This window comes from Mesorhizobium sp. M1E.F.Ca.ET.063.01.1.1 (assembly GCF_003998155.1).
GTDB lineage: Bacteria > Pseudomonadota > Alphaproteobacteria > Rhizobiales > Rhizobiaceae > Mesorhizobium.
This window is the reverse complement of record NZ_RZSC01000129.1, coordinates 1-11,271: the sequence shown is the minus strand read 5'-3', so window position 1 is coordinate 11,271 and position 11,271 is coordinate 1. Positions and strand designations below refer to the sequence as shown.

Below are 11,271 nucleotides of genomic sequence, written 5' to 3'. Positions count from 1 at the left end.
AATATGTGGTGACGGCGAGGGCCAAGGGCCTTTCGGAGCGCAAGGTGCTCTACGGCCATGTCTTCCGCAACGCGATGCTGATCGTCATCGCCGGCTTTCCCGGCGCCTTCATCTCGGCCTTCTTCACCGGCTCGCTGCTGATCGAGAACATCTTCTCGCTCGACGGGCTCGGCCTGCTCGGCTTCAAGTCGGTGATCGACCGCGACTATCCGGTGGTCTTTGCCAATCTCTACATCTTCTCGCTGCTCGGCCTGTTCGTCGGCCTGTTGTCGGACCTGATCTATACCTGGGTCGATCCGCGCATCGATTTCGAGCGGAGAGACATCTGATGACGGCAGCCTCGGCCGAAACCAAGCCGGCCCGCGCAGCCCGGCCGCGACTGTCGCCGCTCAACCAGCGGCGGCTGCAGAACTTCAAGGCGAACCGGCGCGGCTACTGGTCGCTGTGGATCTTTCTTCTCCTCTTCGTGCTGTCGCTGTTTTCCGAACTGATCGCCAACGACAAACCGATCGTCGCCTCCTACAAGGGCGAGATCCTGTTTCCGGTGCTGGTCGCCTATCCGGAAGAGAAGTTCGGCGGCTTCTATGCCGTCACCGATTATCGCGATCCGGTCATCCAGGACGAGATCAATGCCAATGGCTGGATGATCTGGCCGCCGGTGCGCTACTCCTATCAGACGGTCAACAACGCGATCCCCGAAGCGGCGCCGGCCAAGCCGTCCTGGCTCTATGACAGGAAGGCGCGCTGCAGCCAGTATCCGCAAGGCGAGGCCGACCCCAACTGCGCCATCGGCAACTGGAACTGGCTGGGCACCGACGACCAGGCGCGCGACGTGCTGGCGCGCGTGCTTTACGGCTTCCGCATCTCGGTGCTGTTCGGGCTGGTCCTGACGCTCGGCTCCTCGCTGGTCGGTGTCGCAGCGGGCGCGGTGCAGGGCTATTTCGGCGGTTGGACGGACCTTTTGTTCCAGCGCTTCATCGAGATCTGGTCGGCGATCCCGGTGCTTTATCTCCTGCTCATCGTCTCCGCGATCCTGCCGCCGGGCTTCTTCATCCTGCTCGGCCTGATGCTGTTGTTCTCCTGGGTGGCGCTGGTCGGCGTGGTGCGCGCCGAATTCCTGCGCGCGCGCAACTTCGAATATGTCAACGCGGCGCGGGCGCTCGGCGTGCCCAATCTCACCATCATGTTCCGCCACCTCCTGCCCAACGCCATGGTGGCGACGCTGACCTTTCTGCCCTTCCTGCTCTCAGGCTCGATCTCGACGCTGACCTCGCTCGACTATCTCGGCTTCGGTCTGCCGCCCGGCTCGGCCTCGCTCGGCGAGCTGCTGAAGCAGGCGCAGCGCAATCTCAACGCGCCCTGGCTCGGCATCTCCGGCTTCATCGTCATTTCGCTGATGCTGTCGCTGCTGGTCTTCATCGGCGAGGCGACGCGCGACGCCTTCGATCCGCGCAAGACGTTCAAATGAGCGAGTCGTTGCTTTCCGTCCGCGATCTGAGTGTCGCCTTCGCGCAAGGCGGCACGCAATCGACGGCCGTCGACCACATCTCCTTCGACATCGCCAAGGGCGAGACGCTGGCGCTGGTCGGCGAATCCGGGTCCGGCAAATCGGTCTCGGCGCTGTCGGTGCTGAAGCTGCTGCCCTACCCCGCGGCCAGCCATCCTTCGGGAAAGATCCTGTTCCACGGCGCCGATCTGCTCGGCGCCAACGAAAAGACCTTGCGTGGCGTGCGCGGCAACAAGATCACCATGATCTTCCAGGAGCCGATGACCTCGCTCAACCCGCTGCACACGATCGAGCAGCAGATCGTCGAGGTGCTGAAGCTGCACCAGGGTCTCGGCGACCGTCAGGCGCGGGCGCGTGTGCTCGAACTCCTCACCGAGGTCGGCATCCGCGATCCGCAGAAGCGGCTCGATGCCTACCCGCACCAGCTCTCCGGCGGCCAGCGGCAGCGCGTCATGATCGCCATGGCCCTGGCCAACGAGCCGGAATTGCTGATCGCCGACGAGCCGACGACAGCGTTGGACGTCACCGTGCAGGCGCAGATACTCGAACTGCTGGCGGGCCTGAAAAGCCGCAAGGGCATGTCGATGCTGTTCATCACCCACGATCTCGGCATCGTGAGAAAAATCGCCGACCGCGTCTGCGTGATGACCAAGGGCAGAATCGTCGAGACCGGGCCGACCAAGGATATCTTCGCCAACCCGCAGCACGCTTATACCAAGCACCTTTTGGCCGCCGAGCCGAAAGGCAAGCCGCCGGCGGCGAATGCCGCTGCCAAGGCTGTGATGACCGGCAAGGACATCAAGGTCTGGTTCCCGATCAAGCGCGGCTTCTTCCGCCGCACCGTCGACCATGTGAAAGCGGTGGACGGCATCGACGTCACCGTGCGCGCGGGCCAGACGCTCGGCGTCGTCGGTGAATCCGGTTCCGGCAAGACGACGCTCGGCCTGGCGCTCGCCCGGATGATTTCGTCCACGGGCACGATCGGTTTCAACGGGCGCGACATCAACCAGCTTTCCTTCAGCGCCATGCGGCCGCTGCGGCGCGAGTTGCAGATCGTGTTCCAGGACCCGTTCGGATCCTTGAGCCCGCGCATGTCGATCGCCGAGATCATCGAGGAAGGGCTGAAGATCCACGAGCCAAAACTGTCGCCCGACGAGCGTGACGACAAGGTCGTCGAAGTGCTGAACGAGGTCGGCCTCGATCCCGAAACGCGGCACCGCTATCCGCATGAATTTTCCGGCGGCCAACGCCAGCGCGTCGCCATCGCGCGCGCCATGGTGCTCAACCCCCGCTTCGTCATGCTCGACGAGCCGACCTCGGCGCTCGACATGAGCGTCCAGGCGCAGGTGGTCGACCTTTTGCGCGACCTGCAGGCCAAGCACAACCTCGCCTATCTGTTCATCAGCCACGACCTGAAAGTCATCCGCGCCCTTGCCAATGATGTGATCGTCATGCGCAATGGCCAGATCGTCGAAGCCGGGCCGTCCGATCAGATTTTCGGCAGCCCGCAGACCGACTATACCCGGGCACTGATCTCGGCGGCCTTCAGGATCGAGACGGCGCCGACCGGCGTGGTCAGCCAATAGGCCCGCCCGGCTTACATAACAGGGAAGAACATCCGCGAATGGAAAAAGGCAAAATCCTGCTTGCCCTCACCGGCTTTCACCCGCAGCGCTGGCGCGAACTGCTTTCGGCCGAGCGCGAGGTGGTGCTGGAGCCGGATGGCCCCAGCGACCCCTCGATCACCTATGCGGTGGTGTGGAAGCAGAAGCCGAACCTGTTGTCGGGATTGCCCAATCTGCGCGCCATCTTCTCGATCGGCGCCGGCGTCGATCACATCTTCGCCGATCCCGGCCTGCCCGACGTGCCGATCGTCAGGGTCGTCGCCGACAATCTCACCCAGCATATGACCGAATATGTCGTCTGGCGGGTGCTCGACCACCACCGCCAGAGCATGCACTATCGCGCGCAACAACAGAAGAAGATCTGGCGAGAGCTGCCGCAGCGCGCGGCGGAAGACATCTCCGTCGGCATCATGGGCCTCGGCAATCTCGGCCGCGCAGCGGCCTCGGTGCTGCTCTCGCTGGGCTTTGCGGTCAACGGTTGGTCGCGCACTGAGCGGCCGATGACGGGCGTTTCGACCTTTTCCGGGGAAGCCGGGCTGATCCCGTTCCTCAACGCCACGGATATCCTGGTGGTGCTGTTGCCGCTCACCCCCAACACACAGGGCATCATCAATTACAGCGTGCTGAAGGAATTGCGCAGGCGCAACGGGCTCGGCGGAACGGTGCTGATCAATGCCGGCCGCGGCCGGCTGCAGAAGGATGCCGACATCCTGCGCGCGCTGAACGACGGCATGCTGAAGGAAGCGAGCCTCGACGTGTTCGAGGTCGAGCCGCTGCCGAAGACAAGCCCGCTGTGGAGCCACCCGAAAGTGTTCGTGACGCCGCATGCGGCGGCGACCTCGGACCCCGTGCATCTCGTGCCGATCATGCTGCGGCAGATGGATGCATTCGAGCGCGGCGAAAAGCTCGAAAACCTGGTCGACCGCGAAGCGGGTTATTGAGCACCCAAAGCGTGTAGCGCTGAAACGGATTCAGGCACCACGCTTTAGTCTAGGTCTTTGTTTTGGTGCATGTCGTTTTCCCAAAACCGCAGCGCATTTTTGGGCGACATGCATTAAGCAGGCTTCGAGCCGGGCAGCTCGAGCTTGTCCTTCTTCTTCGGCTCGCCGCAATCGCGGCGCTCGATCGAGCGACTCATGGCGTCGATCTCGCCACTCGCCTTGTCGCTGTCGCGCTGCGCCTTGGAGCGCATGTCCGGCGTGAACGGACCGAAGCCCATCGCCGGATTGGAGAAAGTCGGCTTAGCCGTGACCGGCAGATTGTATTGCTGCGCTACCTGATTGCGCTGCGCCAACAATTGGTCGCAGGGCACGCTGTCATATTGCAGCGAGGACTGGACGTTCTCGTCCTGCCTTTCGGCCATCGAGGTGCCGCCCACGCAGCCGGCCGTCATCAGGCAAGACGCCAACACCACCATGTTCCAGCGCATGGTATCCCTCCGTGCGGTATCCGCCCCCATGCTTAAACCGACACGCGATTCGGGCTTTTTCGCAGCAGCGATTCCTTATACCGCATGGCCTTTCCCGGTCACGACAGCCAAGCCTCCTACAGGCTCGCCGCGGTCATGCCGGATGGTCGTGCTCTCCAGCGACAGGATCGCAAACTCGCTGACGGCGAGAACGCGCCGCACATAGGCCTCGGAATGCGCGTAGCGCCGCGACGGCAGCAAGGCGAAGTCATCGTCGCCGGCGGTGGTTTCTACCGAGAATGCGAAGACGCCTTTATCGACCAAGCTCTCGGCAACGGCTCCGACAACGCGTTCGAGCGCGCCTAAGTAGATGAACACGTCGACCGCGACCACGAGGTCGGCTTTCGGGCCGGCGTGGGAAAAATGCTGAAGATCGGCCTTGGAAAGCAGGTCGTAGATGCCTTTGGCGCGCGCCTTCCGCAACATGCCGGCTGAGATGTCGTAGCCCTCGAGCCGATCAACGATCGGACGCAGCCTTTCGCCCATCAGGCCGGTGCCGCAGCCGAGGTCGAGGGCTAGGTGAAAACGGCCCGGCCTTGCCGCGCGAATGGCCCGGTCGAGAAAGTCCGGCATCCGGTAGCCGAGTTTTTCGACCAGCGCTTCCTCGAAACGGTCGGCGTAGTGATCGAAGAGGGTCTCGACGAAGGCGCTGGGCGGAGCCGCTGCCGCCGGCGCATTGCCGATCAATTGCAGCTTGAGCGACGCGCCCAGCCGGTCCGCGGGATCGAGCTTCAGCGCCATCGTCCAAGCCTGGGCGGCCTGGTCCAGAAAACCTGCCGCCTCCTGCATCTCGCCGAGGCGGAACCAACCGGCCGCCCATTGCGGCGCCAGCTCCAGCGCACCGAGCAGAAGCTCCGCCGCCTGCGCCGCCTCGCCGGAAACGAAGAGCATCTCGGCGAAGTCGGCGCGACGGTCGGCGTTCGAGTCGCCGGACGAAGCCTGAAACGGTTTCATGGTTCGTTTGATCCCACCGGCGTTCGAACCGGCGGCCGGCTGTAGGATGAGTCAGCAGTCTCTTGCAACAGGCTTTCCGCGGGGAATTTAGCCATTATCTTCAAGCCATGCGCGCCAGCGACCTGCTCAAGCCACGACCGGAAGGGCTCTACTGCCCGCCAGGCGATTTCTTCATCGACCCGGTGCGGCCGGTGGGCCGCGCCCTGGTCACGCACGGCCACTCCGACCATGCCCGTTCCGGCCACCGCGCGGTGCTGGCCACGCAAGAGACCCTCGACATCATGGGCCTGCGCTACGGCGAGGATTTTGCCGGCACGACGCAGGCCGCGACGCTCGGCGAGACGATCGGCATCAATGGCGTCGCCGTGACCTTCCATCCGGCGGGGCACGTGCTGGGTTCGGCGCAGATCGCCGTCGAGTACCAAGGCATGCGCATCGTCGCCTCCGGTGACTACAAGCGGCAGAAGGACGCCACATGCCGGCCCTTCGAGCCGGTCCCGTGCGACGTCTTCATCACCGAGGCGACCTTCGGCCTGCCGGTGTTCCGGCATCCGCCGGACCATGAGGAGATCGGCCGCGTGCTCAAATCGGCGGCGCAGTTTCCCGAGCGCTCGCACCTGATCGGCGCCTATGCGCTCGGCAAGGCGCAGCGCGTGATGCGCCTGTTGCGCGACGCCGGCTATGACAAGCCGATCTATATCCACGGCGCGCTGACAAAGCTCAGCGAATACTTCCAGAGCCAAGGCATCGACCTCGGCAAGCTGGAGCCGGGGACCGTGGAGACCGGCAGCAAGGCCGATTTCGCCGGCGCCATTGTCGTCGGCCCGCCGGCCGCCTTCGCCGACCGCTGGGCGAGGCGTTTTCCCGATCCGATCTCCTGCTTCGCCTCGGGCTGGATGCGCATCCGCCAGCGCGCCAAGCAAGGCGGCGTCGAGCTGCCGCTGATCATTTCCGACCATGCCGACTGGGACGAACTCATCGCCACGATCAAGGAAACCGGCGCCGGGGAGATCTGGGTGACGCATGGCCGCGAGGAGGCGCTGGTGCGCTGGTGCGAGCTCGAGGGCATCACTGCGCGGCCGCTGCATCTGGTGGGGTACGAGGACGAGGGCGATTGATGCAACACAGTTCGCCAATCTCCGCCGCCGAGCTCTACGGCGCCCCTCTCTGTCCTGCCGGACATCTCCCCCTCAAGGGGGGAGATTGGCAGCTCCAGCGCCGGCGCATCACCCGCAACGCCGGAGATTGGCGAAAGCCGGCGCAACATCCGATCTCCCCCCTTGAGGGGGAGATGGCCGGCAGGCCAGAGGGGGGTGTCGCGCGCCGGCTTTCGCTATCGGCGTGGTCTGCAACGCCATGAACCGCTTCGCCGAACTCCTCGACCGGCTGGTGCTGACGCCGTCGCGCAACGGCAAGCTGACGCTGCTTACCGATTATTTCCGCGGCGTCGAGGACCCGGACCGCGGGCTGGCGCTGGCGGCGATCACCGGCGATCTTTCGATCGCGGCGGTGAAGCCGGCGATGCTGCGCGCGCTGGTGGTCGAGCGCATGGACCCGGTGCTGTTCGGCTATTCCTACGACTATGTCGGCGACCTTGCCGAAACCGTGTCGCTGGTCTGGCCGCAGCCCACCGGTCATCTTCCGAACCATGCGCCGACGCTCGCCGAGGTGGTCGCCAGGCTGCAGGCGGCGAGCCGGTCCGACGGGCCGCAGGTGCTGGCGCGGCTCCTCGACAGCGCCAGCATCTCGGCGCGCTTCGCCATCATCAAGTTGGTCACCGGCGGCTTGCGCATCGGCGTGTCGGCAAGGCTCGCCAAGCAGGCGCTGGCCGATCTCGGCAAAGTCGACGTTTCCGAGATCGAGGAGCTGTGGCACGGGCTGACGCCGCCCTACAGCGAGCTGTTTGCGTGGCTGGAAGGGCGCGCGGAAAAGCCGAAGAGCGCGGCGTTCGCGCTGTTCCGGCCGGTGATGCTCTCCAACGCCGTCGGCGACGGCGACCTCGAAAGACTCGACCACGCCGACTACGCGGCGGAATGGAAATGGGACGGCATCCGCGTGCAGGCGGTATGCGAAAGCGGCATCCGCCGGCTTTATTCGCGCACCGGCGACGACGTGTCCGCCGCCTTCCCGGATCTCGCCGCGGCAATGAACTTCGAGGCAGCGCTCGACGGCGAACTGCTGGTCGGCGATCCGCGCGCGGCGACCGGGACCTTCTCCGACCTGCAGCAGCGGCTGAACCGCAAGAGCGTGTCACCGAAGATCCAGCAGCAATATCCGGCCTTCATGCGCTGCTACGACGCCCTGCACATCGACGGCGAGGATCTGCGCGGCCTCGCCTTCGCCGAGCGCCGAAGCCGGCTCGAAGCCTTCGTCGGGACGCTCGAGCCCAGCCGATTCGACCTCTCACCGCTGGTCGAATTCCCCGACTGGGAGGCGTTGGAGCGGCTGCGCCAGGCGCCGCCGCATCCGATCATCGAAGGCGTGATGCTGAAGCGCTGGGATTCGCCCTATCTCGCCGGCAGGCCGAAAGGCCCCTGGTTCAAGTGGAAGCGCGATCCGCATACGGTCGACGCGGTGCTGATGTACGCGCAGCGCGGCCACGGCAAACGCTCGAGCTTCTATTCAGACTACACGTTCGGTGTCTGGGCCGGACCGGAAGGCGCGGAAGAGCTGGTGCCGGTCGGCAAGGCCTATTTCGGCTTCACCGACAAGGAGCTCAAGCAGATCGACAAATATGTCCGTGACAACACGGTCGAACGTTTTGGCCCGGTGCGCTCGGTGCGCGCCGACCGCAAGAACGGCCTGGTGCTGGAAGTGGCGTTCGAAGGCCTCAACCGATCGACGCGCCACAAATCGGGTGTCGCGATGCGCTTTCCCCGCATATCGCGGCTGCGCTGGGACAAGCCGGCCGCCGAAGCCGATCGCATCGAGACGCTGCAGGCGCTACTCGACAGCTAATCCAACGTGGGCGCTTCACCCCACCCGCGCCTGCGGCGCGACCTCCCCATTAAGGGGAGGTGAGGCGTGGCGCCAATCCCTATCTCCCCTCGATGGGGAGGTCGGCGCGAAGCGCCGGGTGGGGCGAGGCGCCGGCGTCGGTCGTGTTCAACGACACACGCTACAACGACACGCTCACTCCGCGATCGAAACGCGTATCTCGTAGATGTCGACGGACTTGCCCTGCTTGTCGAAGTCGGAATTGATGGCGATGGTGCCGGCTGCGCCCGGATGCTTGTTCGGGAACTGCACGTCGAACAGGTATTCGTTGCGCTCGTGGCCGACGGCATAGCGCTTGCGGCCGCAATCGCCGAACTCGCCGAAATTGCAGTCGACCGAAATCTGGGTTTCCTTACCTTCTTCCGAGCGGGCGATGACGTCGAACATGGCGTGCTTGCCGGCGAGCTTTTCCAGCACGCCCTGACCGACGTCGAAGGCGATCGCCGAGCCGGACGCGCCGGAGCGGATACGCAGGAACTGGCCGGTGTCGTCCTTCATCACCTCGGCGCCGGCGTCGGACGGCGTGCTGACATGAGTCGGATCGGCGGGCGAGAAGACGTTGATCCAGTTCTTCGACTGGTCCGCCTCGCCCGGCTTTTGCGGCGAGCCCGTGTCGGCGGGCTGCGAGGATTCCTCCCCTTCCAGCGTCGGAGGCGCCTCCGGCGGACCGGTGTCGAGCTCAGCCGCCGTCTTGAAGACGCCAGTCTGGAAGGCGAAGTAGCCGCCGATGCCGGCTGCCGCAAGCAGCGTCGCTACGACGAAGATCGCCGTCAGCGGCAGGCGCCGTCCCCTGATCCGCCGCTCGTCGCGATCCGGCGCCACTTCGGCGCCGTTGCCGACGGAGGCTCCGGGAGAATCATCGAGGGTCGGCGCGTCGGGAAGTGCCGTCTCGTCCGGCATGATGTCGGGCACGCGGGGCAGCACGCGCGAGCGCGGCGCGTCCGAAGCATCCGGCTGCACCGGACCGTCGACAGTGATCGACGGCGACGGCGCCGCTTGCGCCGGCGGTCGCGGCGCATCCACCGACGGCGCGGGAGACTGGGTTGGCGTGTCGATCGAGGGCGCCGGCGCCGCGTTGCCGGCGGGCGTGCCGCTCTCGGACGGAAGCGTGACGTCGGGGACTGCCTGGACGGCCGGCAGGAATTCGGATTCGATCTCGGCGATCTTGGCCTGCACCGCCTTGCGGCGGTTGATGGCGGCCTCCACCGTCACATTCGGATTGGCCTGCAGGACGCGATCCAGCGCGGCAAAGGCCGAGCGATAGACCTTCTCGCGAAACGCCCGGTCCTCGGCATTGCCTTTCGCGAAGGCGTTGCGGATCGCTTTCTCGATGGCGTCCAAGCGAGCTCCCTCTGCGCGTTCGCTCACAGTTCATCGATCGTTAGCCGCAGGCGACCAATCAATCAACGGGCGAGCGGCAGTCTTGCCGACGCATCCAAAGCCCATTTCGGCGTTTTTTGTTGAAGAATCAACATTTTTGTCACCGCCACCGGATCGACTCCGGCGGACCGGACGCCGACCGGCAAGCCGCCGCGGCCGGCGCCAGAGATTGTCATGCGGCTGCAGCCGGCCGAAATTGCCGCGCATGGGCGCCGGATTTCGCCGCCAGCCATCTTGAATTAGCTGACGGTTGAGTCTATCAACCGGCGCATCTTGGAGGCCTAATCGCTTCCCGGGCCGCTTTAGCTCAGTTGGTAGAGCACATCATTCGTAATGATGGGGTCGCGTGTTCGAGTCACGCAAGCGGCACCAGTTTTCCTTGCATTTCCAGCCCTGTACCACGTTGTAGGTGCATCTCGGCCATTGTCGGGAATCGCTGTTGGTGGGAAACTCCCGGTGTCAGCATGGGAGGTCAAAATGCCCAATGGTTTCAAGACTGGAGACGTCGTCAGGCTGAAATCCGGAGGCCCGGACATGACGGTGAGCGATGGCGCTGCCTCGGGCACGTATCTGTGCCACTGGTTCAACCGCGAGGGCGACGTCTGGACCCCGCAGCATGCCGGTTTCAAGCCGGACCAGTTGGTGGTGGTCAACGAACGGAAATAGTTTCAGCGCCCCTGAAGGGCTGCTTTCGGGCGCCGCCAGGCCCGCCGATCTCGTATGGCGGAACGACCGACGGATTTTCTGTGTCACCGCGTTTAACGGCTGAAGCGTAGCCGCAAATGGCCGCGCGCAACCGGAGACGAGAGCATGATCCGCCCTTCCATACTTGTCGTTGCCCTTGGCCTGCAGGCGGCTGCCGCGGCCGCCCAGACAACGACGCCAACCCCCGCCCCCGCGCCGACCCAACCGGCGCCAAGCACTTCGGCTGCCGCCAAGCCCGGCACCACGCTGGAGAAGTTCGAGGCGCGCCGGGAAAAGGCGTTCATGGCCGCCGACACCGACGGCGACGGCAAGGTCGGCTTGGCCGAGTGGACGGCATTCCAAACCCAGCGCAAGGCCAGGGGCGATCCGGCCAAAGCCTTCGCGCGGATGGATGCCAACAAGGACGAGTTCGTCGACAAGTCGGAGCTCGACGCTTTCCTCGCCAAGCGCTTCGCCAGGCTCGACAAGAACGCCGATGGCGTGCTCGGCGCGGACGAGACGCCGGGCCACAAAACCGCTCCCAATCAGGAGCAATGACCGAGAGGTTATGCGGCACGATGATCATCGGGAGCGCCCAGGCTGATGGGCGCCGATCCGGACGAGGAACTGGTACGGCGCATCAGTGCCGGCGACCA

The 11,271-nt window shown here is 65.0% G+C and carries 12 protein-coding genes and 1 tRNA gene; 9 read left to right on the top strand and 4 right to left on the bottom strand.

The genetic code is table 11. The annotated features are described in order from the left end of the window. The 4 genes from EOA29_RS12460 to EOA29_RS12445 all read left to right on the top strand — a co-directional run. Window positions 1-329, top strand: a 329-nt coding sequence (locus EOA29_RS12460) for an ABC transporter permease subunit (protein WP_127220961.1), incomplete at its 5' end; no start/stop codon positions are given. After that, on the top strand, window positions 329-1,468 hold the full coding sequence (locus EOA29_RS12455; protein WP_126090397.1) for an ABC transporter permease: 1,140 nt from the start codon (window positions 329-331) through the stop codon (window positions 1,466-1,468). The genes EOA29_RS12460 and EOA29_RS12455, both read left to right, overlap by 1 nt. Further along, on the top strand, window positions 1,465-3,093 hold the full coding sequence (locus EOA29_RS12450; protein ID WP_126090398.1) for an ABC transporter ATP-binding protein: 1,629 nt from the start codon (window positions 1,465-1,467) through the stop codon (window positions 3,091-3,093). Before EOA29_RS12455 ends, EOA29_RS12450 begins: the two co-directional genes overlap by 4 nt. Before the next feature lie 38 nt (window positions 3,094-3,131). Beyond that, window positions 3,132-4,073, top strand: a complete 942-nt coding sequence (locus tag EOA29_RS12445; protein ID WP_126090399.1) for a glyoxylate/hydroxypyruvate reductase A — start codon at window positions 3,132-3,134, stop codon at window positions 4,071-4,073. Window positions 4,074-4,186: 113 nt separating this feature from the next. On the opposite strand, the gene EOA29_RS12440 is transcribed toward EOA29_RS12445, so the two are convergent. Both EOA29_RS12440 and EOA29_RS12435 read right to left on the bottom strand, forming a co-directional pair. Then, a complete protein-coding gene (locus EOA29_RS12440; protein WP_126090400.1) occupies window positions 4,187-4,561 on the bottom strand; it encodes a hypothetical protein in 375 nt (124 codons plus the stop codon). Window positions 4,562-4,636: 75 nt separating this feature from the next. Next, a complete protein-coding gene (locus tag EOA29_RS12435; protein WP_126090401.1) occupies window positions 4,637-5,554 on the bottom strand; it encodes a methyltransferase domain-containing protein in 918 nt (305 codons plus the stop codon). Window positions 5,555-5,661: 107 nt separating this feature from the next. Between EOA29_RS12435 and EOA29_RS12430 the strand changes: the two genes are divergently transcribed. Both EOA29_RS12430 and EOA29_RS12420 read left to right on the top strand, forming a co-directional pair. Beyond that, on the top strand, window positions 5,662-6,672 hold the full coding sequence (locus EOA29_RS12430; protein ID WP_126090402.1) for a ligase-associated DNA damage response exonuclease: 1,011 nt from the start codon (window positions 5,662-5,664) through the stop codon (window positions 6,670-6,672). A 238-nt stretch (window positions 6,673-6,910) separates the two neighbouring features. Continuing rightward, window positions 6,911-8,512 (top strand): cisplatin damage response ATP-dependent DNA ligase, encoded by a 1,602-nt coding sequence (locus EOA29_RS12420; protein WP_126090403.1) that lies wholly within the window; start codon window positions 6,911-6,913, stop codon window positions 8,510-8,512. Between the two features lie 174 nt (window positions 8,513-8,686). Here EOA29_RS12420 and EOA29_RS12415 read toward each other — a convergent pair whose 3' ends face one another. Further along, window positions 8,687-9,892, bottom strand: a complete 1,206-nt coding sequence (locus tag EOA29_RS12415) for a hypothetical protein (RefSeq protein ID WP_126090404.1) — start codon at window positions 9,890-9,892, stop codon at window positions 8,687-8,689. Window positions 9,893-9,954: 62 nt separating this feature from the next. Beyond that, on the bottom strand, window positions 9,955-10,107 hold the full coding sequence (locus tag EOA29_RS41320) for a hypothetical protein (RefSeq protein WP_189350388.1): 153 nt from the start codon (window positions 10,105-10,107) through the stop codon (window positions 9,955-9,957). Between the two features lie 120 nt (window positions 10,108-10,227). Here EOA29_RS41320 and EOA29_RS12410 point away from each other — a divergent pair. The 3 genes from EOA29_RS12410 to EOA29_RS12400 all read left to right on the top strand — a co-directional run bounded on the left by EOA29_RS12410 (window position 10,228) and on the right by EOA29_RS12400 (window position 11,173). Beyond that, a tRNA-Thr gene (locus tag EOA29_RS12410) sits at window positions 10,228-10,303 on the top strand. Between the two features lie 105 nt (window positions 10,304-10,408). After that, on the top strand, window positions 10,409-10,597 hold the full coding sequence (locus EOA29_RS12405; RefSeq protein WP_126090405.1) for a DUF2158 domain-containing protein: 189 nt from the start codon (window positions 10,409-10,411) through the stop codon (window positions 10,595-10,597). Window positions 10,598-10,741: 144 nt separating this feature from the next. After that, window positions 10,742-11,173 carry an acid-shock protein gene (locus EOA29_RS12400; protein ID WP_126090406.1) on the top strand — a complete coding sequence of 144 codons (432 nt, stop codon included), beginning with the start codon at window positions 10,742-10,744 and terminating at the stop codon, window positions 11,171-11,173. The last annotated feature ends 98 nt before the right edge of the window (window positions 11,174-11,271 follow it).